The sequence below is a fragment of the Mesorhizobium sp. WSM4935 genome, from assembly GCF_029625735.1.
In the GTDB taxonomy this organism is placed as follows: Bacteria; Pseudomonadota; Alphaproteobacteria; order Rhizobiales; family Rhizobiaceae; genus Mesorhizobium.
The window spans coordinates 241,242-264,528 of sequence record NZ_JARTVR010000003.1 but is presented as its reverse complement, the minus strand read 5'-3'; the positions used below and the strand labels follow the sequence as shown (position 1 = coordinate 264,528).

Genomic DNA, 23,287 nt, shown 5'->3' with positions numbered 1-23,287 from the left:
CCGACGCACGCATGAGTTCCGCAATCGGAGTGCGGTGGCTTTGATCTTGGTCAAAGCCGGTTGGATTTCGGCTTGGTCGGCATCTGCTCCGGGGAAATCACCCAAACCAGCGAGCGGTCAGGCAACTGACCGCATTCGTGGGAGGATGGATTGAAAGCTCGCAAAGCTCAGCTTTTGCAGTTGGCGAAGGCCGCACGCATTGCGAACCGTTACGGCGGCGCCCGGCTCATCCCCGGCCGCTGCTGGTGCGATCAACTCAGCTTGCGTTTTCCTGCGACAAAGGCGCAGCCGAAGCCGAGTAAGGCTCCACGCGCTGGCCGAGACAGTTAATCCCTGCCTTCACCGAGCTGTGCTCGCGCCGCGCTTACGGAAGGGGCGTAGGCTGCAAGCGGCCGCCGAACCCCATGAGTGATCAGCATACGGCGCACCTGCGGGGAGGCGCCGGCGACGATGAACCGGACCCCAGCGCGGTTCGCCTTTTTGGCCACGCCCTCGATCACGTTCGCAGCGGTTGAATCGAGGAATGGCACATCCGAACAGTCGAGCACGAAATTGCGGGGCTGGTCGGCTATTCTGTCAAGTGTCGACGCTACGGTGGCCGCCGCGCCGAAGAAGAAGGCGCCGGAAATGCGGTAGATCACCGTGTCGGGATCCGTCGCGATGGCCGGATCATAGGCAATCCGCGCAACGCCGGCGTCGTCGGCGCGGTCGTCCACGACAGGCGGGGCATGTGCCTGGACCTCGACCGAGCGCGCCATGCGGCCAATGAACAGCAACGACCCGAGCGCGAAGCCGACCACGATGCCGGTTGTGAGGTCGCGCAAGATGACGAGCGCGAACGTGACGATCAGCACCAGCGCGTCCCCACGCGACGACCTCAGCAATGCCGCCACGGCGGACCTCTCCACCATATTCCAGGCCACTATCGCCAGCACGCCCGCGAGGGCTGGAAGCGGGATGTACCTGGCAAGCGGGGCCGCCACAAGCATAAACAGGAGGATGAAAAGAGAGTGGAACATTCCGGATGCGGGTCCGTGGGCGCCGGCTCGGATGTTCGTGGCGGTGCGTGCGATCAGCCCGGTCACGCAGATGCCGCCGAACAGCGCTGAGCCAATGTTGGCTGCGCCCTGGGCTACCAGTTCACAGTTGGAGCGATGGCGCCGGCCCGTCATGCCGTCTGCGACAACGGCGGAGAGCAGCGACTCGATGGCCGCCAGGAGCGCGAATGAGAATGCGTCCGGCAGCACGGCCGCCATCTTGTCGAGGCCGAGCGTCGGCAGCGCCGGTTGCGGCAGCGTGCGTGGGATGCCGCCGAACTGGCTGCCGATCGTCGCGACCGGAAGCTGGAGCAAAATCACGGCCAGCGAAGCTGCCCCGACCGCCACCAGAAAGCCTGGCCAGGAGGGCCGCCAGCGTTTCAGCCCGACAATGACAGCGATGGTAAGCGCTGCGATTGCAACAGCGGCTGGATTGAAGGTGCCGGCCGCTTGCGTGAGCGCGATCAGTCTGGGCACAAGATCGCCCGGCTCCTTGCCGGGGAGCGTCAGGCCGAACAGGTCATGCATCTGGCTGGACAGGATGATGACGGCAATGCCCGCCGTGAAGCCAACAGTCACTGGATACGGAATGAATTTTATGTACGTGCCAAGGCGCAGATAACCAGCGGCAATGAGAAACATGCCCGCAATCAGCGTCGCCAGGATCAGGCCGTCCACGCCGTGTCGGTCGACGGTGGAAGCCACCAGAACGATAAAGGCGCCTGCCGGGCCACCGATCTGGAAGCGACTGCCGCCCAGTGCTCCGACCAGGAATCCGCCGACAATCCCGGTATAGAGCCCGCGCGCCGGCTCAACGTGTGAGGCGATTGCGATTGCCATCGAAAGTGGCAGCGCCACGATCGCCACAGTGAGTCCGGCAATCATGTCTGCCCGCAATTGCTCCAGGCCGTAACCCTCGCGCAGCACTGTAACCAGCTTGGGAGTAAACAGCTCCGCGAAGCTCGGTCGCTCCTGCCGGTTTCCCTCCTGAGGGATGTCACTCATGTTTAGTATCCGCGCCATGACCAGTCCTGGCTAGCTTGATCATCTCCGATGCGTGCGCGCCGCATAAGCCAGCGGCGCGCTCCACCGGACTGGATATAGAAGTACAGGTACGGCCGTCTTAGGCTTTAGTCGATGCACACTGCTGATCCCGAACCCAAAGACCCTGATGCGTCTCGCCTTTGGTGAGCTGTTGTCGCGACTTAGGGCCTGTTCGGCATTGATCGAAATCAAAGCTGCGGCGGTCGAGGGTGGCTAGCTTGCGGCCCATGCAACAGAAAGCCCTGAACAATACTCACCTACATTTGAACCGCGCCTTAGAAGAGAACGTACCCCGTTACACGAGCTATCCAACGGCCCCGCATTTTCATCCGGGGGTCGACGGGGTGATTGTTCACGGATGGATGGATGCGCTTGAAGGCGATGACGAGATATCGCTCTATCTGCATATCCCCTATTGCGACCGTTTGTGCTGGTTCTGCGCTTGCCATACCAAGCAGACGCGCCACTATGCGCCCGTCGCCACCTTCCTGCGTTCGCTCCACAAGGAGATCGAAACGATCGCCGGCCTCCTGCGCGGCAGAGGCAGGGTCCGGGCTGTCCATTTCGGCGGCGGCTCCCCAACGATGCTCAAGCCGGACGATATACTGATGCTGGGAAAAGCCTTGCGGGATCAGTTCGACTTTCTCGACGACGCGAGCCTCAGCGTCGAGATCGACCCCAACGACATGGACGAAGGCCGGATCGATGCCTTCGCCGCGATCGGCATGTCCAGAGCGAGCCTCGGTGTCCAGGATTTCGATCCCAAGGTGCAGAGGGCAATCAATCGCGAGCAAAGTTTCGCGCTGACCAAGAGCATTGTGGATGCAGTGCGCGCGCGGGGAGTTCACTCTGTAAACCTGGACCTCCTCTATGGGCTCCCGCACCAGACCTGCGAGAGCGTTGCCGCAACTGTCGCTCAGGCACTGACGCTGACGCCAGACCGGCTGGCGTTGTTCGGCTACGCCCATGTGCCATGGTTCAAGAAACACCAGACTATGATCGATGAGGCTTGGCTGCCCGATTCCACGGCGCGCCTGGTGCAATCGCGCCATGCCGCTCAGCTGATCGTCGATGCCGGCTACGAGGCGGTGGGGCTGGATCATTTCGCAAAACCGTGGGATGCGCTGGCGGTTGCCGCGCGTGCCGGCAAGATCCGCCGTAATTTCCAGGGTTATACCGAGGATCAGTGCGAGACATTAATCGGGCTTGGCCCATCCTCGATCAGCCGGTATCGCCAGGGGTATGCGCAAAACATCGTCGCGACCGGCGAGTACGAGAAGGCCGTGGATCCGGGGCAACTGGCAATAGCGCGAGGTATCGAGTTCAGCCTCGATGATCCGGCGCGGGGCTGGATCATCGAGCGCCTTATGTGCAATTTCACCTTCTCGGCCGTGGACCTTGTCGAACGCTTTGGTGCCGTCGGGCAAGGGCTGCTCTGCGAAGCGAGCCGCTTGGCCATCAGCAGCCAGGGCGGGCTTCTCCGGCTCGAGGGCGAGAACTTCATTGTCCCCGAGGAAAGCCGTCCGCTCGTCCGGACAGTGGCGGCGAAGTTCGACAAATATCTGAGAAATGGAACCGGCAGGCACTCGCTGGCGGTTTAAGGGCGGAACCGTGGATCAGAAGTGCTCGCCGATCTTGAAGGGACCGACACGAGTTCCGGCCGCGATCAGATAGGCGGTCGACCAGCCGATCAGCAGAAAGCCGTTGATACCTTCCAGGGCCGCCAGAATGCGCCAGCCAGGGGCGGGCACCACATCTCCGTAGCCGACCGTCGAAAAGGTGATGGTCGAAAAGTAGAGCGCCGTCTCGAAGTCGCTCAGGATCCTGAGTAGCCGGTAGATGCCGGCCCATAGCCAGACTTCCGCCGTCATGACCGCAAAAAGTCCCATCACTACGCTGATCATGGCGATGACCCGGCTGCGCCGGCCATGCATACGGAAGAGCGCGACAAGATGCGCCATCACGCGCGTGATCGCGATAAGGCCGAAGGTGTGGATCAGGACCGTCAGACTGATGACGAGCGTGCCGACGCAAAGGTTAAGGATCATTCGAGGACACTACGGCCCGAAACGCCCTGTTCCTTGCGCCAGATCAAACCTCCCGGTCCGGTCGTCCCGGGAACGCCTTACTGGCCGTCTGTGAGCGTGGCACGATCAAGGCGAAAGAACATGGCGAGCTTCAGGCTTGCGGCGATCCGTTTCGCTCGTTCGACGAACACCGCCGCGGTTTCGGGCGCGAACAGCTCTGCCGCCGTTTCATCGAAGAGGGCCAGCCATATGTCGAAGTCGGACTCGGTGACGTCCTCGAGCTTCGCATGAGCCGGGACTGGTCGCCCCTGATAGTCGCCGCTCTTCAATATGACGGAGCACCAGAAGTCCGTCATCTTCTCAAGATGGGGTTCCCAGTCGCCAACGATTTCTCGGGCGAAAATCGGGCCGAGCCGCTCATGTCGTCTCACCTTGGAGTAGAATTTGCGGACCAGCGTCCCTATCGAAGCCCGATCGACGCCGGGGCGCGTCAATGGCTGTTCGGGGGCAGGGCGAACGCTGTCAAGCAGGACGGGGTTCGAAGTCATTCATATTCCTTGTTCTCTAGTCACTCAGGTCAAGCCAAGGCGACGAAGGGCCTGCGCGAGGCTGCTGCGATCGCGAACAAGGCGAAAGCCGAGATTGTCCGGCGGGGTGCCGACCGCGCAGCCGCCGCTTTTGCCGTCGCGTATGAAGTTCGACATGTAAGTGCGGTGGAAACCCTCCACAACATGCACGCCACAATTGCTGACCGAACTGGCGACGGCACCGCCCGACATCGTCACATGGGCATAGCAGGTCGACGTCCATTCCCAGACGTTGCCGGCGATATCCGCAACATCTCTTGAGTTGGTTCCGAATGCCCCAACGGGCCGCGGTTCAGGATCCGCCTTGCGGCCGAGCGCGGACTCGTTGCGATATTGGGTGAGCCATCGCCTCGCCGGATCGGCCGGGTCGCCCTCACCAGCTTCTATATCGGCTCGAAACCGCTCGGCCGCCGCATAGGCCCACTCGACATCCGTCGGCAGCCGCCACGTCTTGCCCGTTTTTGCCGATAGCCAATTCGCATAAGCCGCCGCATCGAGGAAGCTGACGCCCGTCGCCGGGACGTTGCCGACAACGCTCGAATCGGCAGGCTTGCAGGCGCCGTCCGAAACGCAACGGTCATAGTCTGACGCCGTGACCTGGAACTTCATGATTTCCAGAGGCGTATCGATGGTTTCTTTCGCCACAGGCGCAGGCACGGGATGGTTGTCCCTGAGGAATTCGCCAGGCTGTGGGTGTTCGAATGACCCGGGCTTTAGGGTTACCATTTCCGCCACCGCAGCTGGAACCCGGGACCGAGAGGACGTCCCGTCGATCGCGTTGCTGACGCCCAGTCCGATGAGGGCGGCGGCAGCGATGGTTCCAATTGTGAAGACAGGATCGAAGGACATGTTCAAAGTCCGCCTGCAGGTTCGACCCGCCGGCCGCGCCGGCAGGTCGTGGTAGACCGTCTTTCCGGTTTACGAGGCAATCGCCTTGGGAGCCTCGACCTGCATCATCAGATCGTCGTCCCAGGTCCCATCGACGGTGAAATGCGCGGTGGCGCCGAGCTCAACGGCCTCGATCAGGTTGTGATTGACATAGGCGTAGACGCCCGGCTGCCGGAAAGTATAGAGCGCCGCGCCCGCCGAACCGCCGCGAATGAACCAGGTTTCCATATCCTTGGCGGGCGGGTTCGCGAACTTGCCGCCTTCCCAGACGAAGTCGCCATGGCCGCCGATCAGGTGCGGGCGGGTGTCGCGATTGGCCTGCGAGTGGACGATCAGCACCGTTTCCCCGACCTTGGCCTTCATGGCGTTTTCTCCGGTCAGCGATCCGGCCTTGCCGTTGAACACGACATGCGTCGGGATCAGCCCGCGCATCACCTTCAAGGTGTCGTCGTAGTTGTCGCCGGCCGAGTCGTACTTCTTGAATTTCCCCTGCTCGTCGCGCGGGATATAGAAATCGTTCTCGCCGACATAGTAGATGCGGTCATAGCGGACGGGCTTGCCCTTCTCGTCCTTCAGTCCGTCGCGCGGCAGGACCATCACCGCGCCGCTCATCCCCGACACGACATGCCACGGGATCATCGCGCCGCCAGGGGCGCAATGGTAGACGAATGTGCCCGACCTGGTCGCTTTGAAGCGCAACGTCACTTGCTCGCCCGGGTTGATCAGCGTCAGCGCGCCGCCGCCGAGCCCGCCGGTCGCCGCATGGAAATCGATATTGTGGGCGAGTGTGTTGGTGTCGGGATTGATCAGCGTGAGCTCGAGATAGTCGCCCTCATGCACGACCATCAGAGGGCCCGGGATGGAGCCATTGTAGGTCATGGCGTTGAGCTGCGTGCCGTCGGCGTCGATGACCACCGGCTTCTCCTCGATCTTCATGGTGAACTCGACAACCTTGGGCCCCCCCTTGGCCACCTGATCGTGAGCGTGCACAAAAGGCGGCGCGACCAGGGTCACCTTTTCGCGTGGCAGCCCGGCCACATCTTTCGCGGCGGCCATTACAGGCGCAGAGCCGATGGTGGCGACGGCGGCGGCGGTCAGAACAGAACCCAGCAGAGCTTCGCGTCTGGTAAGCATTCTTCATCTCCTCAACTTCAACGATTTCGATGAAGCCAGAATAGCGTCCTGTTTCGGCGTGTCTTTGCGTTTGCGCAAATCTGAACAAACCGATGTTCGATTTCAGAGGCGATTGCGGGTCCATATCGGTTACAGGATGTCATTGCAGCGACGTACCCAATCTCAAATGAAAATGGCCGGGTCAGACCTCTCCCCAGGTCTGCCCGGCCAGTGCTTCCGGCTCGCCACCGCCGGAGGCAGTCCCACATGTTGTCGGATCAGTTCGCAACGGCTTTGGTCGCCTCGGCGAACAGTTCGGCGAAGACCGGCTTTGCCTTACCGATCTGCTTGACGGCCTCCGCCGCGTCCAGGTTCACCGGCTTGCCGACGACGATCAGCGCCACCATGCCCATGCCATAGTGGGGGGCACACTTCACGCCATAGACACCTTCCTTGGTGAGGGTGACCGTGATCTCCTCGCTCGGCTTGCCCTTGAACGCTTCGGCGCCGTCCGGGATCATGCCCTTGATGATCTCGGCGTTATGGGTCTTGTCGGTCGGCACGAACTTGATGGTGTCGCCGGGAGCGGCGCGGACGAAGTCGGGCTGGAAGACCATCAAGCCCTTGTCACCCTTGTTCAGCATCTGGACGACATGTTCTTCGGCATTTGCAGCGCCAGCAATTGAGAGCAACGCGATCGCCGCAGCGATGAGGGGCAGTTTCATTGGAATAGTCCTTTCTTTGGTTCACCACGGCATCAACCGTTGCGCCCTTGTAGATCGCCGGACGACTTGGCGATTTGCGCTGGCGCAAATTGCTCGCCGAAATTGAGGGTGCGGGGGGCAAGTAAACGGAGCACGACTCCTACCAGACTTCATGCGCCGCTCTTGCGGCGCGTTTGCAGGCGCGGGCGCATCAGCACTCCACCGAAGCGCACGGCGTAGCCGAGGAAAGCGGCAACCCAGAGCCCTGCCGACATATGCAGGAGAACGGCTATGCCCGGAGCCATGGCGGCCGCTACGCGCAGAATGGCGGCGATGACGATTGCAGCCAAGATCGCCCGTATTCCACTGTCCGGCGCCAGCTCGCGGCCGGTATGGCCCAGGGACGCGCGGGCCATGACGGCAAGGGTCATGCAGGCCACCGCTCCCACGGCCAGCGCATGAATGCCGGCCACCATAGGAACTACTTCCGGCGCGAGCACGGCCAGTCCGGCAAGTAACAGGCCTAACGGCACAAAGGCGAACGCAACGTGCAGGACCAGGACCAACGGGTCGGCCAGCGTCCGGTCGCCGGCCCAGCGGGTTAGCCGAACGGCGTTGAACATTGCTGCGGCAATCAGCAACGCACCGGTGCCCGTGTTTTCGGGAAAGAATGTCCATGCGGCAAGGCCGAAGGCGGAGAGCGCGATCGTTCCAACATCAAACCTGCTGAATGGTGCGGGAAGCCGGCCGGGCTTCTCGCGGACCAGCCAGTTGCGGGTGAAACTGGGGATTATCCGCCCGCCGATAATCGTGACGAGAATAACGACGGCTCCAAGGCCCAGGCGGCGGCTGATGTCGGAGACGCCTTGGAAGTGCGCCTCGGCATGAAACGTGACGTTTGCCACAAGAAGGACCGTGACAGGCAGGAGGACCTTGAGGTTTCGCCAGTTTCGCCCGGCGAGGATTTCGGTTGCCGCGGCAGTGACCACCGCAAGGAGAAACGAGCAGTCTATGACTGCGCTCAAAAGCCAGCCCGTTTCCTCGGAAAAGAACACAGCCACGCGGCCTGCGATCCAGAGCAGCACCAGCATCAGCAAGCGAGCATCCTGAACGGGAAGGCGTCCGGTCCAGTTTGGGATCGCAGTGAGCAGGAAGCCTGTCACGACCGCCGTCAGGTAGCCAAAGAGCAGTTCGTGGATGTGCCAGTCGAGAGGCGAGAACAGGCTAAGGGTTTCAAGCTTGCCGTAATAGAGGGGCAGCCACATAAGCATGGCAGTGGCCGCTTGCAGCGACGCCAGCAAGAAGAATGGTCGGAAACCGTAGGAGAGTATCGCCGGATAAGCGCTAGGCCGCGTCCGCGGAATCGCCATGATATGCCTCGTTGAAATCTGGGCAAAGGTGCCCATGCGAAATCTTCTATCCCAGTTCCAGGAAGAGACATTTGCCTAAGCGCAAACAAGAGAGAGACTGGGCGGCGGCAGCGACAAAAGGCTTCCCTTGCCGATAGCCCGTCCCTCGTGACACAGTCCGCAACCTGGGGCTCCGCAGTTGAGTTGGGGAGGGAAGGCAGTTGGCAAGCCTTGATCGATCATTGATTGCCGGGCTGTCCGTCTTCGACGGAATCGCTGCGGCGGACCTCGATCGCATAATCAGCCAGGCGAGATCCATTCGGATCGCCAGGGATCAGCCGGTGTTCGAGCAGGAACAGGAGGCGCATTCTTTCTTCCTGCTGCTTGACGGCCATGTGCGCGTGGTGAAATCGACTCCGGATGGGCAGGAGGTCACCGTGCGCTACATAAGCCCGGGCGAACTGATGGGGATCGCCAGCGCGCTAGGCCGGACGACCTATCCCGCAAATGCCGTCGCGGCCGTCGATTGCGTGGTTCTTGCCTGGCCAAGCCAGCTGTGGCCCACATTCGCGACGAGGTTCCCGAGCTTCAGCGCCAACACCTACAAGGTTGTCGGATCCAGGCTTCAGGATGCCCACACGCGCGTCATCGAGATGTCCACCGAACAGGTGGAGCAGCGGGTCGCGCATGCATTGCTGAAGCTGGTAAAGCAGTCGGGGAAAAAGACCGAGGAAGGGATCCTGATCGACTTTCCGATTTCACGCCAGGACATCGCGGAAATGACGGGCACCACGCTTCATACGGTCAGCCGCTTGCTTTCAGCCTGGGAGGACCAGAGCCTGGTCAAGAGCGGTCGCCAAAGAGTCGTCGTGGTCGAGCCGCATAAGCTCCTCGTCATCGCTGAAGGCCGCGCGGGTAAGAGCTAGTTCGCGTTGCTTTCGATGACCGACTCCAGATCGCGGCGAAGCTGATCTTCATCCAATTCATGCTCGCGCGCCGCATCCGAAACGGTGTGGAAGGAAGCGATCGGGCAGCCGACGCACAGCATTCCATGGTTGAGAACGACACGGATTGCCGCCGGCGTCTCGCGCATGATCCCGTCCATCGTCGCATCATCGTTCAGTTTGCGTTTCATCTTGCCTGTCCGCATTTTGCGAACAGCTATCCTGAGTGACCTCTTCAATGGGTTCGTTGCTCTGAAGCAAAGAAGGCGTTGTCTTGCCTTACGGGATGCAGTTTTGCGACGCCGTCTGGAGCCGCCGTCGGCCTGCCTCGGCATTTTGCGATGGATCAAAGCCCGCCGGCTCCCTGTCGGGTAGATCGATGGCGGCCAGTCTTGACACGGATTGGCTATGAACCGGTGGCAGCATTAATGCGTTGTGCCTCAGCCGGCGTCGGCTTGGAACCAGCGAAGGAATGAGAAATGACCGAGCGTCCCAGCGCCAATCGCTTGTCCGCCCAGGAGTTGCACGACATAGATGCCTACTGGCGGGCCGCCAACTACCTGACCATCGGGCAGATCTACCTGCTCGACAATCCGCTGCTAAGCGAGCCGCTCCGGTTGGAGCATGTCAAGCCAAGGCTGCTCGGCCATTGGGGAACCTCGCCGGGTCTCAGCTTCATCTATGCGCATCTCAACCGCGCTATCAGGCAGCGCGATGCCAATGTCATCTATATCTGCGGGCCCGGCCATGGTGGACCCGCCATGGTGGCGAATACCTATCTCGAGGGCACTTACAGCGAGGTCAATCCGGATATCGCATTGAACGAAGCCGGGATGAAGAAGCTCTTCCGGCAGTTCTCGTTTCCAGGCGGCATCCCAAGTCATGCGGCGCCCGACGTGCCCGGTTCGATCCATGAAGGCGGCGAGCTCGGCTACGCGCTTTCGCACGCCTATGGCGCGGCCTTCGACAACCCGGACCTTATCGTCGCCTGCGTCGTCGGCGACGGCGAGGCGGAAACCGGGCCGCTCGCCACCTCCTGGCATTCCAACAAGTTCCTCAACCCTGCACTCGACGGCGCGGTGCTGCCGATCCTTCACCTCAACGGCTACAAGATCGCCAATCCCACCATTCTTGCCCGCATCCCCGAGGAGGAGCTGCGTGCGCTGTTCGTCGGTTACGGCTACGAGCCACTGTTCGTCGAGGGCGACGATCCGGCCTTGATGCATGAGCGGATGGCGGTCGTGCTCGACGATGCGCTCGACCGCATCAAGGCGATTCAGGACGCGGCCCGCAGCGGCGCAAAGACCGCACAGCCGCGGCCGACCTGGCCGATGATCGTGCTGCGAAGCCCGAAGGGCTGGACCGGCCCCAAGGAGGTCGACGGGCTGAAGACCGAGGGGTTCTGGCGCGCCCACCAGGTTCCGCTCTCCGGCCTTGCCGAAAACCCGGCGCATCTGAAGATGCTCGAGGAGTGGATGAGAAGCTACCGGCCCGAAGAGCTTTTCGATGCCGCCGGCGCGCCCGTGGCCGCGATCCGCGCCATGGCGCCGGAAGGCGAAAGGCGGATGAGCGCCAACCCGCATGCCAATGGCGGCCTGCTGCGCCGGTCTCTGGAACTGCCGCCGTTGCAGGAGCATGCGGTTCCGATCGAACAGCCTGGAAGCGTCAAGGCGGAATCGACGCGTGCGATGGGCAGTTTCCTGCGCGACGTCATGGCAATGAATAAAGGCACCAGGAACTTCCGCATCGTTGGGCCTGACGAGACTGCTTCGAACCGGTTGCAGGATGTCTTCGAGGTGACGGAGCGCGCCTGGATGGAAGAGCTCCTGCCTGAGGACGTGCATCTCGGTCGAGAAGGCAGGGTCCTGGAAATCCTGTCGGAACATACCTGCCAGGGTTGGCTGGAGGGTTACCTGCTCACCGGACGTCACGGCTTCTTCTCCTGCTACGAGGCCTTCACGCATATCGTCGATTCCATGTTCAACCAGCATGCGAAATGGCTGGATGCCTGCCGCAAGCTCGCCTGGCGGCGACCGATCGCCTCCCTGAACTATCTGTTGTCCAGCCATGTCTGGCAGCAGGAGCACAATGGCTTCAGCCATCAGGATCCAGGTTTCATCGACGTGGCGTTGAACAAGAAGGCAGATGTCGTGCGCGTCTATCTGCCGGCGGACGCCAACAGCCTGCTTTGCGTGACCGACCATGTGCTGCGCACATGGAACCGTATCAACGTCATCGTCGCCGGCAAAGCCAATTCTTGGCAGTGGCTGTCCATTGACGAGGCGAAAGTCCACTGCAACGCCGGCATCGGCATATGGGAATGGGCATCGACCGACGGCGGGGCCGAGCCGGATGTGGTGATGGCCTGCGCCGGCGACGTGCCGACGCTCGAGACGCTGGCTGCCGTTCAAATCCTGAGACGCCACATTCCCGACCTCAAGGTCCGGGTGGTCAACATCGTCGATCTGATGACCCTGCAGCCAAAGGAACATCATCCGCACGGGCTTTCGGATCGCGAGTTCGATGCTTTGTTCACCAGGGACAAGCCCGTCATCTTCGCTTATCACGGCTATCCCTGGACCATCCATCGCCTGACCTACCGGCGGACCAATCACGACAACATCCATGTGCGCGGCTACAACGAGGAAGGGACGACGACGACACCCTTCGACATGACCGTGCTCAACGGGCTCGACCGGTACCATCTGGTGCTGGGCGTGCTCGACCGTATTCCCGAACCGGCCGGTGCTCACATCCGGCTGAAACAAGCCATGGAAGGCAAGCTGATCGAGCACCAAGCCTATATCCGCGAGCACGGACAGGACATGCCCGAGATCCTCGGCTGGAAATGGGAGCAATAGCCGATGCCGAAGGGCCAGGCTGAGAGCTTCCGACCCACAAAAGTGGCCGGAGCCAGTCGATCATGACGGATGTGATTCTTGTCCTCAACGGCGGCTCATCGAGCCTGAAGTTCGCCGCCTTTCAAGGGCGCGACGAGCTTCATCTGCTGGTGCGAGGCAGCGTCTCGTCGATCGGCGAGCGGCCCCGGCTTCACGTGGCGCCCACGGCGAGGACGCCGCCCTTCGACAAGAGCCTCGGCGAGCAACCGATCTCCATCGACGAGGCGTTCGAAGCCGTTGCATCCTATCTGGCGGACCGTGGCCTGTTGCGCCGGGTGCGCAGGGTCGGGCACCGGATCGTGCATGGCGGCCGGGAATTTGCCCGCGCAACGCTGCTCGACCAGCGCACGCTCGGTGCCTTGCGCGGGCTCGCGCCGCTCGCCCCGATTCATCAGGCGATCAACCTGGACCTCGTCGACTTGGCCCGCGGTCTTCTGCCCGGCGCCATCCAGGTTGGCTGTTTCGATACAGCCTTTCATGCGACGCAGCCCGATCTCGCGAGACTCTATGGCCTGCCGCACGAGATGTCGGAGCAAGGCATTATGTCCTATGGTTTCCACGGGCTTTCCTACAGCCATATCGCCAGCGAGCTCCGCAACCGTTACGGCGCCGCCGCCGGCGGCAAAACGATCGTTGCGCACCTTGGCAGCGGGGCGAGCCTTTGCGCGATGAAGGCGGGCGCAAGTCATGCCACCACCATGGGTTTCTCGACGCTTGACGGCCTCGTCATGAGCACGCGTTGCGGGGCGATCGATCCCGGCGTCCTCCTGCACCTTCTGCAAGACCGGAAGCTATCGTCCGATGAACTGACCGACTTGCTCTACGAACGATCCGGTCTGCTCGGGGTATCCGGCATCTCCGGGAATATGCAGACGCTGCTTGCGTCGAAAGATCCGGCGGCCAAGCGCGCCGTCGATCTCTTTGTCTATCGTGTCGGGCGTGAGATAGGGTCGCTTGCCGCGGCGATCGGCGGGCTTGATACGCTCGTGTTCACCGCAGGCATCGGCGAACATGCGCCGGTGATCCGACAGAGGATCTGCGAAACCGCGGGATGGCTGGGCGTTGCGCTCGACAAAGAGCTGAACGCGAACAGCGAAGAATTGGTCAGCACCGGGGATTCCCCTGTCGACGTGCTTGTCATTGCGGCCGACGAAGAGCGTGCGGTGGCTGCGGAGCTGCTCAATTTCGAAGGCAAAGACTAAAATGATTTTCGCCCGGAAGCGGGCGGCGCTCCCGGGCGATATCGTCAAAACGAATGCGACCCACCTTAGCCCGGCAACTTGGCGCCGAGCTTACGCTGAACCAGGACAAGCGTCGGATCGCCAGGATCCGTCGCGACAATGAAGCCCATCTCGCGCTCAAGCTTGATCGCAGCGCGGTTCTCGCGGCTCTCGATCGACTCGATCGTCTCGATGTCATGGTCGTCGGCGTAACGCGCTATATAGCCGAGAAACTCCCAGCCGATGCCGAGATGCTTGCGATCCTCGCGGATGCAGATGGCGACTTCGCCGCGACGGTCGGCCGGATCGGCTGCGAGGGTCGCCACCGCGATCAACGTTCCGTTAGTCGAAAAGGCGAGGAAGTTATGGATGTGCGGGTCGTCGGAGCGGGTCATTGCCACCAGCCGCTCATGCGACACTTCGCGCACGGCGCCCAGGAAACGGAAGCGCAGATCCTCTGGCGTTACGTGTTTGAAGAACTCGGCGACGAGTGGCTCGTCTTCAGGGCGGGCGCGGCGCACTTCGAACCGAAATCCGGTGTGCGTGATGAGCGTGTTTTTCATTGTCATCCCTTTCAGGATTGATAGGTGGAATTGGCTCGAATGCTTCATTCCCCCATCGCCAGCAGCGTGTCCCGTTTGAGGATCTCGATGCTGCGAAGGCTGAGCAGACGGATCACGCCCTTCTCCTTCAGGCGGGTGAAGACCCGCGAGACGGTTTCGATCGTGAGGCCGAGATAATCGCCGATGTCGTTGCGCGACATCGGCAGTTCCACCTGCCTCAACCCGCCCTGGCGCTCCGACATTTCGACGAGGAATGCGGCGACGCGCTCGATCGCGTTCTGGCGGCCAAGCACCAGGAGATGTTCTTGCGCCCGGGTCAGGCCTTTGAGGGCGAGGGGCAGGAGCTGGCGGGACATGTCCATGCCCGAGGGAGTGCGATAGACCCTGACACCGGTTGCGTTGATCGCTTCGGCGAAGAAGTGATGGGTGGTGTCGGCCTCGAAGCCGAATGTCTCTCCCGCCAGATGGAACGCGCTGATCTGCCTGCGGCCGTCAGCGAGCAGGCGGTAGATGCGGACCGCGCCGAATTCGACCTGGTAGAGGGCGCCCGCCTTCTCGCCCTGGGCGTAAATCTCGGCGCCTGCCGTGAAGAAGCTGACCGGCGTCGCCGGCCCTTCGAAGAAGGGCGCAGGGCTCTGATGGGGAAGATAGGACGGCAGTGTGATCTTGGCGGAGGCTTGAGCGTACATGGCTTTGGTTCCGGTGAATTTGTGACAACAGAAATCGCGCAAATCCCGCCATTCCGAAATTCGGTTATGTCCCTACGGGAAACTACTTAGAGCCGAGACCAAAGCGCCCGATCGATCGAGGCTTCGCCGAGGGAGTCGAGCACTGTGCGATTGACCACGATCAAGGTCGGCATAATTGGCTGGGCGATTATTCGGTCAGAACCAACTGCGGGAACATGGCCATGACCTCCGACACTGTCGAAATCTGGGCTGGGGTACTCGGCCTCGCCTATCTCGCCGCCTTAGGCCTTTATTTCGAAATACTTTCTGCTCGGAAGCGCAGTCACGTCGCAGCGAGTTACGGCTTCGGCCGCCACGCGCGGTCGCAGACAGTGAAACGCAGGCAATAGGCCGATCCACGCCAGGCAGCGCATTTCCGTTTTGTCGCCGAGCGCGGAAGGGACTTGGTCCCAATCACCTCCGGATCGAGGCTGTGTCATGAAAGCAATGGTGTTGGAGAGGCCCGGCACTCCTTTGAGGGCTATCGATCGCCCCGACCCGACGCCGCGACCCGGCGAAATAAGGCTCAGGGTCGAAGCCTGCGCCGTCTGCCGGACCGACCTGCATGTCGTGGATGGCGATCTGCCGAGGCCGAAGTTGCCGCTTGTTCCCGGCCACGAAATCGTCGGCGTCGTCGACCTGGTTGGCGAGGGCGTGTCACAGTCACGGCTCGGCCAGAGAGTAGGCGTCCCTTGGCTGGGACATACTTGCGGGCATTGTCCTTATTGTGTCGCCGGTTCCGAGAACCTTTGCGATCTGCCTTTTTTCACCGGCTACACGCGCGATGGCGGCTTTGCCAGTCATGTGGTTGCCGGCGAGCGTTTCGCGTTCGAGCTCGATGCCATGGCGGATCCAGTGTCGCTGGCGCCGCTTCTATGTGCAGGGCTGATCGGTTGGCGCTGTCTCAAGAAGGCGGGCGGCGGCAGACGGCTCGGGATATACGGCTTCGGCGCCGCCGCGCATATCATCACGCAGGTAGCGGTCTGGGAGGGACGCGAGATCTTCGCCTTCACGCGGCGTGGCGATGTTCAGGCACAGGAATTCGCGCGCTCGTTGGGCGTTGTCTGGGCAGGATCGTCAGAAGAACTGCCCAACGCCGAGCTTGACGCGGCGATCATCTTCGCCCCGGTCGGTGACCTGGTGCCGACGGCCTTGCGGACTGTACGCAAGGGCGGGCGCGTGGTTTGCGGCGGCATCCACATGAGCGACATCCCGTCGATGCCCTACCGGCTTCTCTGGGAAGAAAGAGAATTGGTGTCAGTCGCCAACCTTACCCGTCGCGATGCGGAGGAGTTCTTTCCGATAGCGAAGCTCGCTCAGGTGCGCACGCACACAAAGGTCTATCCGCTGGGGCAGGCCAATCAAGCGCTGGACGATTTGCGGATGGGCAGGCTGAGTGGCGCCGCCGTCCTGCGGCCGTGACATTCGGCAGACTAAAGCGCGTCGCGATCTTTCAGATTCTCCATGCGCTTTGGGTTTTTTTGATTTTCCGCATGTCTTCCTCCCGAAACCGGTTCGCACTTTCGGGAGACATGCTTTACACCGCGCGTTCGCCCAACCGTTGCATCTGTTTGAGCCAACTCGCCCGTTTTGCCTCACTGGCGCTTGCGACCATGCCAAATAACGTTTCCCTCACCGGCCTGATGCCGACAAAGTTGAGAATGCCGCGGCGCATGCCGGCTATCCCGTGGCTGAGGAACCAGATTCGGTAGACGGTCGCGGGCATGCCCATCGTCACCACCAGCCTGGCTGAGCGGCCGCGCAGCAGGGATTTGGCGAAACCTTGGCCTTTGGCAGGGTAGGCGAACGCCGTTCCCGGTCGCATCACCTGCTCGAGGAATGCTTTGAGCAGGGCGGGCACAGTGCCCAGCCAAAGCGGGAAGACAAAGACGAAATGCTCCGCCCAAACGACCGCCTCGGCGGCTTCCTTGAGACTGTCGGGGATGGCTCCGTGCTCGAACTCCTGCATCGTCCGAAGGAACGGAATGTCCACCGAGGCAAGATCGATCTTGCGCACGATATGGCCAGCGCGTTCGGCGCCGTCGGCGTATGCAGAGGCCAAGGCGCGGCAGAGCCGCTCCGGGGACGGGTCGGGGTGGGCAATGACAATGAGGATACGGCGCGGCACCACTTGGCTCCTACCAACGGACGAAGCTGCTAGGGTCGTTCCACGCGGGCGACTTGGTATGTGTGGATGGCTCCGTTGCGAGTGATTGAGACGTATTCTCCGGTCACAAAGCGTTCCTCGCCGAAATGGAAGCCGACTTCGTCGTCACGATCACCCTCGGCATAGTCAAAATACCACTGCCCGCCGGGTTTGCGGCGCAAGCGGCCGATAAGATCGTCTTCGCCGGTGCGGAAACGACGGACACGACAGAAACCCTTGTGCGATTTCCACTCGTCGGCATTCAACCGTCCCTCATCGGTTAGCGGTGCCAGAACGTCGTAGCCTTCCTCGCGGTCGCCCTCCGGATGGCTCTTTTCGCGAGCCAGAAGCAGGCGGATGGTCCTGAAGTTCGGGGTGAGATCATGCAACGTGGTCATGGCATTCTCCGTTTCAGCCAATTCCTAACGCAGCGCCTGTGCGCCACCTTGACCAGGATCAAACGGGCGCTTGGTCGCCGGTTAGAGCTCAGTTGCCGCCAGCCGGAGCGTGGTTGCGAACCCAATTGACGATCTGGCTGGTGCTCATCGCGCCCGAGATACGAGCAATCTCCTGCTGGTGGTGGAAAAGGATCATGGTGGGGATGCCGCGAACAGCCAGCCTCGCCGCGATGGCCTGCTCCTTGTCGGAGTTCAGCTTGACCAGCCGAATGTGAGGCTCAAGGGCCTTGGCGGCGGCTTCATAGGCTGGCGCCATCATCTTGCAGGGACCGCACCAAGGAGCCCACACGTCGACGAGGACGGGCAGACTGCCGCGCCCGACCTGACGATCGAAGTTTGCGCCGTCGATGTCTTGCGGAAGTCCCGAAAACAGCAGGGCGCCGCACTTGCCGCATTTAGCGTCGGCACTGTTGCGGCCGAGCGGCAGGCGATTGACCACGCCGCATTTGGTGCAAACGACCAGATTATCCTGCGTCATGGCCTTTCAGTTCTCCTGGTTCCATTTGTTTGCAGACGTCCCTCGCCAAGCGCGCGCAGCGCATTGAGGATAACTGCGACGTCTATCCCTTCTTGGAGTAACGCGCCTGCCACCGGCGTCAGGAGCCCCATCGCGGCCGCCATCATCGCGGCGCCCGAAAGGGCCAGTCCGACGATGATGCTCTGCAGGGCAATGCCGCGCGTGCGCCTGGCGATCCGCAACGCCTCCGCAACCGGAAGCAGGCTGTCGGTCAGCACGACAACATCGGCGGCCTCCGAGGAGGCCGTCCCGCCGCGCGCTCCTAGCGCGATGCCAACGGTCGCCGCGGCGAGCGCAGGAGCATCGTTGATGCCGTCGCCGACCATCATCGTCGGCGCCGTCGCCTTCTCGGCCTCAACTGTTCCGACCTTGTCCGCCGGCGCGGCATCGGCAAACACGGCGTCGAGGTTGAGGGAAGCGGAAATCTTTTCAGCGGCTGCGCCATCGTCGCCCGTGAGCATGATTATCCGCGTGACGCCTGTCGAACGCAAGGCGCGAACCGTCTCGACAGCATCCTGGCGTATGGCATCTCCGAATGTGAAGATGCCGGCAAGTCGGCCGTCCAAGGCGACGAACACCCTCAGTACTTGCGCGCCCTGGTGCCGTTTTTCTCCACTTTCCGCCCATCTTGGCAGCGGCTCGGCCCCAAGAACGAGTGAACGCGACCCCGCGGCGACCAAAATCCCGTCCACCAGACCCTTGAGGCCTTCTCCACGATGCTCGCGGACGTCCCAAGGTTGGGAAAGCGTCAGCCTTCCATACCGGGCGATGCGAACGATCGAATCGGCAAGGACATGGTGGGAGGCCTGTTCCAGGGAGGCCAGCAGCCGCAGCAGCTCATCGGCTGGTTCGCCCGGGGCGACGTCGATCTCGATCAGCTCGGCGCCGCCCAGCGTCAAGGTTCCGGTCTTGTCGAAGATTGCGGTGCGTATCCGGGCGAGCGCCTCCAGCGCCGCGCTGCCTTTCATGAGAATGCCGGCGCGGGCAGCGCGCGATACGCCTCCGATGAACGCAACCGGCGCCGCGAGGATCAGCGGGCAGGGCGTGGCCACCACCAGAACCGCGAGCCCGCGGATCGGGTCACCCGAAAGCCGCCAGGCGATTCCGGCGAGCAGCAGCGTGACCGGAAGCAAGAGCAGCGCGAAGCGATCAGCGATGCGTATGAATGGCGCTTTGGCCGTTTGCGCGGCCGCGACCATGCGCACGATCGCGGCGTAGGTGCTGTTGTCGGCGATAGCCGAGGCCCGCATGACAAAGGCTTCGCCGGCATTGACGGTGCCGCTGCGCAATGCATCGCCGGCGGCGCGACGCTCGGGCAGGGGCTCGCCGGTGACGGTCGATTCATCCAACAAGGCCGACGTGTCGATCAGGATTCCGTCGACCGGCAGCAACTCGCCGGCGCGCACCAGAAGCTCGTCGCCGACCGCCACTTGCCCGATCTGAACCGTCTCGGTGCCCTGTGCCGATTTACGATGCGCCACGCGCGGCGCCCTGTCGGTCAGCGCTCTGAGATTGCGTTCCGCCCTGCCGCGCGCGAAGTCCTCCAGCACCGTGCCGCCGGCATACATAAGGGCGACAACTATTGCTGCAAGAGCCTGCCCCAGCAGCAGCGCCGCCGACATCGAAACCAGCGCGATCGCATCGACGCCGATCCGGCCGATCCAGAAATCGCGCAAGATGGAGATAGCGAGTGTGACAACGACAGGCAGGGTTGCCGCTGTCCAGATAATCTCGGGTGAGAGGGGACCAGCGCCGCTCCGCCACACGATCAACCCGAGCGCCAAACCCGCTATAGCGATGAGCAGCAGCGCGCGCCGTAATGCGGACTCCTCCATGGCCCCATCAAAGTTCGCTGATCAACTCCTGCAGCAACAACCGGACATCCTTTGCTGTTGCGGCAAGTGTTGGATTTTCGATGGCCGCCATCGCCACTGCCGGATCGACTGCGGCAATCTCCACCTCGCCTGGCGACATCTCGGTTACAATCACGTTGCAAGGCAGCAGCGCGCCGATCTTGTCCTCCGCCTGCAGAGCCCGCCACGCGAAATGCGGATTGCAGGCGCCGAGTATCATATAGGGCTTGAAGTCCACGCCCAGCTTGACCTTCATCGTATGCTGGACATCGATCCGCGTCAGGATGCCGAAGCCCTTGCCCGCGAGCCCTTTGGTGACATGTTCGATGGCCGCGGGGAACGCCATCTCGATGGTCTTGCTGAAATAGTAGCTCATCGCATTCTCCTTCGACACGATCTCTGCGGCGGGGACAACTTTGTTGCAGCGTCGGCTTTAGCTAACCCGCAGGAAGCCAGTGACGCTTTGATCCAGCGCAATGAAAGCTCGCCGCCTTCGGTGAATGTGCCGGCAGGAGTCTTGCGGGATGACGATCCGAAATCTCGAATATGCGGCCTCACCGAAATCCGTCGCTGTCGTCGGCGCGACCGAACGCGCTGGTTCTGTCGGGCGTGTCGTCTTCAACAACATCGTCGGCGGCGGTTTTGAGGGAGAGATCTGGCCGGTTAATCCCAAATACGCGCTGGTGGCCGGTCATCGTTGCTATGGCAGCATTGACGACCTGCCGGGCGTTCCCGATCTGGCCGTGATCGTTACCCCTCCCGACTCCGTCCCCGGTATCGTGCGCGAGCTGGCTGAGAGGGGAACACGAGTAGCCGTCGTCATCACGGCGGGGCTCAATCACGCAAACGGACTGCGCCAGGCAATGCTGGATGCCGCCCGACCCTCACTGATGCGCATCATCGGGCCGAACACAGTCGGATTGATGGTTCCCCCAGCGAAGCTCAACGCAAGTTTTGCTCACATGGCGGCTCGCCCGGGGAACATCGCGCTGATCTCGCAGTCCGGTGCGATCGCGACATCGCTGATTGACTGGGCGGCCGAAAACAATGTCGGCTTTTCCCGGATCATCTCGCTTGGCGACATGGCGGACGTTGACGTCGGCGACTGCCTCGACATGCTGGCCGGCGATTTCCACACGCGAGCCATTGTGATGTACGTCGAAACGATACCCAATCCGCGCAAGTTCATGTCGGCCGCGCGGGCGGCGGCGCGCCTGAAGCCGGTCATCGCGATCAAGCCTGGCCGGTCCGAGCTGGCCGCCCGGGCGGCGGCGACACATACAGGCGCGCTTTCGGGCGCGGACAGAGTGGTGGACGCCGCCTTTCGGCGGGCAGGGGTGCTTCGTGTGGGTGACCTCGCTGATTTGCTCGATGCGGCCGAGACGGTTGCGCGCCACGCTCCGCTCGAGTGGGCACGCGTCGGCATTGTCACCAATGGCGGCGGCGCCGGCGTTCTTGCCGTCGACAAGCTCGTCGATCGTGGCGGCGAGTTGGCTGAACTTGCGCCTTCGAGGATCACGCGGCTCGACCATGTACTGCCGCCGACCTGGTCGCATGCAAACCCGATCGACATCGTCGGGGATGCGGCGCCGGAGCGCTACGGGGCCGCGCTCGATGCATTGGCGGCGGATCCGGGGACGGACGTCATCCTGGTGATGAACTGCCCCACCGGGGTTGGTTCTTCGGCAAACGCCGCAAGGAAGGTGGCCGTGCTTGGCGACGACGGCGAGATCCGCGGAAAACCGCTCCTGGCGTGCTGGCTCGGTGAGCACACGGCTCGCGAGGGCCGGCAGATCCTGACGCAAGCCGGCATCGCCAGCTTCGAAACGCCGGAGGACGCGGCGATCGCGGCGTCCTATCTCAGCGAATGGTCGCGAGCCCAGCGGGCGCTTCTGCGGACTCCCTCGAGTCGGGGCGGCGACCTGGCCGATGGCAGGGCATCGGCGCATGCGATCTTCCGGCAGGTGGCAGGGGAAGGGCGGTGCATGCTGACGGAGCCTGAAGCAAAAGCGGCGATCGCCGCCTACGGTATCGCCGTGCCGAGAACCATTGTCGCCGGCTCCGTCGCGGAAGTGGCGCTGGCAGCCGGCGAGCTTCTCGAAAGCTCGGAAAGAGTGGTCGTCAAATTGCTGTCGAAAGTGGTTTCACACAAGTCCGATGTCGGCGGCGTGGTGCTCGACATCGCGACCGCCGACAAGGCCGCCGAGGCCGCCCGGTTGATCGAGCAGCGCTTGAGCGCGTGGGCGGCGGGGTCGAAACCGGACGGCTACACCGTGCAAACAATGGTCGCGCGCAAGCATGCGCAGGAACTCATTTTGGGCATGAGCGTGGATCCGATGTTCGGGCCGGTCATTCTGTTTGGCGCCGGCGGCACAGCTGTCGAAGTCGTGAACGACACCGCGATCGCCCTGCCGCCGCTTGACGACGTGCTGGCTACAGACGCGATCGACGCGACCAGGATAGGCCGCCTGCTTGCCGGCTATCGCGATTGCAAGCCAGCCGATCGAGCCGCAATCATCGCCGCGCTTAACGGCCTGTCGCAAATGATCGTCGACTTTCCCTGCCTGGTGTCTCTCGACATCAACCCGCTGCTGGCCGATGCAGAGGGTGTGATCGCGCTCGACGCCCGCATCGAGATCGACCCGCGACGGGTGGATGAAGCGGCGCCGAATCCGGCTCTTGCGATCAGACCCTATCCGTCGGGATGGAGCCGCGATTTTCTCTCCGATGGCCTCTCCTTCCACATCCGACCGATCATGCCGGCGGACGTAGCGCTCTATCCCGCGTTCCTGGCCAGGATTTCACCCGATGACCTGCGGCTACGCTTCCTGTCGCTGCGAAAGAACTTTCCGGATCAGATGCTGAAGCGGCTCACGCAGCTGGACTATGATCGCGACATCGCGTTCGTCGCGCTGGAAAATGACAGCGGAGCGCTGGCCGGAATCGGCCGGCTTTCCTGCGACCCGGATCACAGGACCGGCGAATTTGCCTTGCTTGTTCGGTCGGACGTTCAGGGCCATGGCCTCGGGTGGGGCTTGCTGCAACAGCTTATCGACTATGCGAAGGCTGACGGCGTCGGTCGCATCGAAGGCATAATCCTCAACGAGAATAGCAAGATGCTGACAATGTGCCGCGAATTCGGTTTCCAGGTTGCGCACCATCCCGGCGAGCCTGGGCTGTCTGTGGCGACGCTGAAGGTCAGCTAAGCG

Annotated in this window: 21 protein-coding genes; 6 read left to right on the top strand and 15 right to left on the bottom strand. The window is 62.4% G+C overall.

The annotated features are described in order from the left end of the window. Nucleotides 1-326 precede the first annotated feature (326 nt). Nucleotides 327-2,042: a SulP family inorganic anion transporter gene (locus P9273_RS09305; RefSeq protein ID WP_278048643.1), complete on the bottom strand. Its 1,716-nt coding sequence runs from the start codon at nucleotides 2,040-2,042 to the stop codon at nucleotides 327-329. Nucleotides 2,043-2,308: 266 nt separating this feature from the next. Between P9273_RS09305 and hemN the strand changes: the two genes are divergently transcribed. Continuing rightward, entirely contained in the window at nucleotides 2,309-3,682 is a 1,374-nt protein-coding gene (gene hemN / locus P9273_RS09300; RefSeq protein ID WP_278048642.1) for an oxygen-independent coproporphyrinogen III oxidase, read from the top strand. A 15-nt stretch (nucleotides 3,683-3,697) separates the two neighbouring features. On the opposite strand, the gene P9273_RS09295 is transcribed toward hemN, so the two are convergent. The 6 genes from P9273_RS09295 to P9273_RS09270 all read right to left on the bottom strand — a co-directional run bounded on the left by P9273_RS09295 (nucleotide 3,698) and on the right by P9273_RS09270 (nucleotide 8,770). Beyond that, nucleotides 3,698-4,129, bottom strand: coding sequence for a potassium channel family protein (locus P9273_RS09295; RefSeq protein ID WP_278048641.1), 432 nt, complete (start codon nucleotides 4,127-4,129; stop codon nucleotides 3,698-3,700). Between the two features lie 77 nt (nucleotides 4,130-4,206). Further along, nucleotides 4,207-4,656, bottom strand: coding sequence for a group III truncated hemoglobin (locus P9273_RS09290; RefSeq protein ID WP_278048640.1), 450 nt, complete (start codon nucleotides 4,654-4,656; stop codon nucleotides 4,207-4,209). Between the two features lie 24 nt (nucleotides 4,657-4,680). Then, on the bottom strand, nucleotides 4,681-5,544 hold the full coding sequence (locus P9273_RS09285; protein ID WP_278048639.1) for an SUMF1/EgtB/PvdO family nonheme iron enzyme: 864 nt from the start codon (nucleotides 5,542-5,544) through the stop codon (nucleotides 4,681-4,683). A gap of 69 nt (nucleotides 5,545-5,613) precedes the next feature. After that, on the bottom strand, nucleotides 5,614-6,717 hold the full coding sequence (nirK, locus tag P9273_RS09280; RefSeq protein ID WP_278048637.1) for a copper-containing nitrite reductase: 1,104 nt from the start codon (nucleotides 6,715-6,717) through the stop codon (nucleotides 5,614-5,616). Nucleotides 6,718-6,974: 257 nt separating this feature from the next. Then, nucleotides 6,975-7,421, bottom strand: coding sequence for a pseudoazurin (locus P9273_RS09275; RefSeq protein ID WP_278048635.1), 447 nt, complete (start codon nucleotides 7,419-7,421; stop codon nucleotides 6,975-6,977). Between the two features lie 149 nt (nucleotides 7,422-7,570). After that, nucleotides 7,571-8,770: an NnrS family protein gene (locus P9273_RS09270; RefSeq protein WP_278049017.1), complete on the bottom strand. Its 1,200-nt coding sequence runs from the start codon at nucleotides 8,768-8,770 to the stop codon at nucleotides 7,571-7,573. Between the two features lie 200 nt (nucleotides 8,771-8,970). Between P9273_RS09270 and P9273_RS09265 the strand changes: the two genes are divergently transcribed. Next, the gene (locus P9273_RS09265) at nucleotides 8,971-9,675 is read left to right on the top strand and encodes a Crp/Fnr family transcriptional regulator (RefSeq protein WP_278048634.1); all 705 of its coding nucleotides are present in this window, start codon (nucleotides 8,971-8,973) and stop codon (nucleotides 9,673-9,675) included. On the opposite strand, the gene P9273_RS09260 is transcribed toward P9273_RS09265, so the two are convergent. Next, nucleotides 9,672-9,899, bottom strand: a complete 228-nt coding sequence (locus tag P9273_RS09260; RefSeq protein WP_336619373.1) for a DUF1858 domain-containing protein — start codon at nucleotides 9,897-9,899, stop codon at nucleotides 9,672-9,674. The two genes, P9273_RS09265 and P9273_RS09260, sit on opposite strands and share 4 nt — an antisense overlap. Before the next feature lie 273 nt (nucleotides 9,900-10,172). On the opposite strand from P9273_RS09260, the gene P9273_RS09255 reads away from it, so the two are divergent. Further along, nucleotides 10,173-12,554: a phosphoketolase family protein gene (locus P9273_RS09255; protein ID WP_278048633.1), complete on the top strand. Its 2,382-nt coding sequence runs from the start codon at nucleotides 10,173-10,175 to the stop codon at nucleotides 12,552-12,554. 62 nt (nucleotides 12,555-12,616) lie between these two features. Further along, a complete protein-coding gene (locus P9273_RS09250) occupies nucleotides 12,617-13,795 on the top strand; it encodes an acetate/propionate family kinase (RefSeq protein WP_278048632.1) in 1,179 nt (392 codons plus the stop codon). 65 nt (nucleotides 13,796-13,860) lie between these two features. On the opposite strand, the gene P9273_RS09245 is transcribed toward P9273_RS09250, so the two are convergent. Together P9273_RS09245 and P9273_RS09240 are read right to left on the bottom strand one after the other, a co-directional pair. Then, nucleotides 13,861-14,376, bottom strand: a complete 516-nt coding sequence (locus P9273_RS09245) for a GNAT family N-acetyltransferase (RefSeq protein WP_278048631.1) — start codon at nucleotides 14,374-14,376, stop codon at nucleotides 13,861-13,863. 44 nt (nucleotides 14,377-14,420) lie between these two features. Next, nucleotides 14,421-15,065: a helix-turn-helix domain-containing protein gene (locus P9273_RS09240; RefSeq protein ID WP_278048630.1), complete on the bottom strand. Its 645-nt coding sequence runs from the start codon at nucleotides 15,063-15,065 to the stop codon at nucleotides 14,421-14,423. A 477-nt stretch (nucleotides 15,066-15,542) separates the two neighbouring features. Between P9273_RS09240 and P9273_RS09235 the strand changes: the two genes are divergently transcribed. After that, nucleotides 15,543-16,526 (top strand): zinc-dependent alcohol dehydrogenase family protein, encoded by a 984-nt coding sequence (locus P9273_RS09235; protein ID WP_278048629.1) that lies wholly within the window; start codon nucleotides 15,543-15,545, stop codon nucleotides 16,524-16,526. Between the two features lie 115 nt (nucleotides 16,527-16,641). On the opposite strand, the gene P9273_RS09230 is transcribed toward P9273_RS09235, so the two are convergent. The 5 genes from P9273_RS09230 to P9273_RS09210 form a co-directional block, all read right to left on the bottom strand. After that, complete coding sequence (locus P9273_RS09230) at nucleotides 16,642-17,232, bottom strand: NAD(P)H-dependent oxidoreductase (RefSeq protein WP_278048628.1); 591 nt, start codon at nucleotides 17,230-17,232, stop codon at nucleotides 16,642-16,644. Nucleotides 17,233-17,261: 29 nt separating this feature from the next. Further along, nucleotides 17,262-17,648 carry a hypothetical protein gene (locus tag P9273_RS09225; RefSeq protein ID WP_278048627.1) on the bottom strand — a complete coding sequence of 129 codons (387 nt, stop codon included), beginning with the start codon at nucleotides 17,646-17,648 and terminating at the stop codon, nucleotides 17,262-17,264. Between the two features lie 88 nt (nucleotides 17,649-17,736). Beyond that, a complete protein-coding gene (gene trxC, locus P9273_RS09220; protein ID WP_278048626.1) occupies nucleotides 17,737-18,186 on the bottom strand; it encodes a thioredoxin TrxC in 450 nt (149 codons plus the stop codon). Then, nucleotides 18,183-20,060, bottom strand: coding sequence for a heavy metal translocating P-type ATPase (locus P9273_RS09215; protein WP_278048625.1), 1,878 nt, complete (start codon nucleotides 20,058-20,060; stop codon nucleotides 18,183-18,185). Before P9273_RS09215 ends, trxC begins: the two co-directional genes overlap by 4 nt. Nucleotides 20,061-20,067: 7 nt before the next feature. After that, nucleotides 20,068-20,454, bottom strand: a complete 387-nt coding sequence (locus P9273_RS09210; RefSeq protein ID WP_278048624.1) for a DUF302 domain-containing protein — start codon at nucleotides 20,452-20,454, stop codon at nucleotides 20,068-20,070. Nucleotides 20,455-20,602: 148 nt separating this feature from the next. Here P9273_RS09210 and P9273_RS09205 point away from each other — a divergent pair, with 148 nt between their 5' ends. Next, complete coding sequence (locus tag P9273_RS09205) at nucleotides 20,603-23,284, top strand: bifunctional acetate--CoA ligase family protein/GNAT family N-acetyltransferase (RefSeq protein ID WP_278048623.1); 2,682 nt, start codon at nucleotides 20,603-20,605, stop codon at nucleotides 23,282-23,284. Nucleotides 23,285-23,287 lie beyond the last annotated feature (3 nt).

Bases quoted from the DNA above. Each gene is read 5' to 3' on its own strand.
- P9273_RS09305 (WP_278048643.1), bottom strand. From the start codon at position 2,042: ATGAGTGACATCCCTCAGGAGGGAAACCGGCAGGAGCGACCGAGCTTC.
- hemN (WP_278048642.1), top strand. From the start codon at position 2,309: ATGCAACAGAAAGCCCTGAACAATACTCACCTACATTTGAACCGCGCC.
- P9273_RS09295 (WP_278048641.1), bottom strand. From the start codon at position 4,129: ATGATCCTTAACCTTTGCGTCGGCACGCTCGTCATCAGTCTGACGGTC.
- P9273_RS09290 (WP_278048640.1), bottom strand. From the start codon at position 4,656: ATGACTTCGAACCCCGTCCTGCTTGACAGCGTTCGCCCTGCCCCCGAA.
- P9273_RS09285 (WP_278048639.1), bottom strand. From the start codon at position 5,544: ATGTCCTTCGATCCTGTCTTCACAATTGGAACCATCGCTGCCGCCGCC.
- nirK (WP_278048637.1), bottom strand. From the start codon at position 6,717: ATGCTTACCAGACGCGAAGCTCTGCTGGGTTCTGTTCTGACCGCCGCC.
- P9273_RS09275 (WP_278048635.1), bottom strand. From the start codon at position 7,421: ATGAAACTGCCCCTCATCGCTGCGGCGATCGCGTTGCTCTCAATTGCT.
- P9273_RS09270 (WP_278049017.1), bottom strand. From the start codon at position 8,770: ATGGCGATTCCGCGGACGCGGCCTAGCGCTTATCCGGCGATACTCTCC.
- P9273_RS09260 (WP_336619373.1), bottom strand. From the start codon at position 9,899: ATGCGGACAGGCAAGATGAAACGCAAACTGAACGATGATGCGACGATG.
- P9273_RS09255 (WP_278048633.1), top strand. From the start codon at position 10,173: ATGACCGAGCGTCCCAGCGCCAATCGCTTGTCCGCCCAGGAGTTGCAC.
- P9273_RS09250 (WP_278048632.1), top strand. From the start codon at position 12,617: ATGACGGATGTGATTCTTGTCCTCAACGGCGGCTCATCGAGCCTGAAG.
- P9273_RS09245 (WP_278048631.1), bottom strand. From the start codon at position 14,376: ATGAAAAACACGCTCATCACGCACACCGGATTTCGGTTCGAAGTGCGC.
- P9273_RS09240 (WP_278048630.1), bottom strand. From the start codon at position 15,065: ATGTACGCTCAAGCCTCCGCCAAGATCACACTGCCGTCCTATCTTCCC.
- P9273_RS09235 (WP_278048629.1), top strand. From the start codon at position 15,543: ATGAAAGCAATGGTGTTGGAGAGGCCCGGCACTCCTTTGAGGGCTATC.
- P9273_RS09225 (WP_278048627.1), bottom strand. From the start codon at position 17,648: ATGACCACGTTGCATGATCTCACCCCGAACTTCAGGACCATCCGCCTG.
- trxC (WP_278048626.1), bottom strand. From the start codon at position 18,186: ATGACGCAGGATAATCTGGTCGTTTGCACCAAATGCGGCGTGGTCAAT.
- P9273_RS09215 (WP_278048625.1), bottom strand. From the start codon at position 20,060: ATGGAGGAGTCCGCATTACGGCGCGCGCTGCTGCTCATCGCTATAGCG.
- P9273_RS09210 (WP_278048624.1), bottom strand. From the start codon at position 20,454: ATGAGCTACTATTTCAGCAAGACCATCGAGATGGCGTTCCCCGCGGCC.
- P9273_RS09205 (WP_278048623.1), top strand. From the start codon at position 20,603: ATGACGATCCGAAATCTCGAATATGCGGCCTCACCGAAATCCGTCGCT.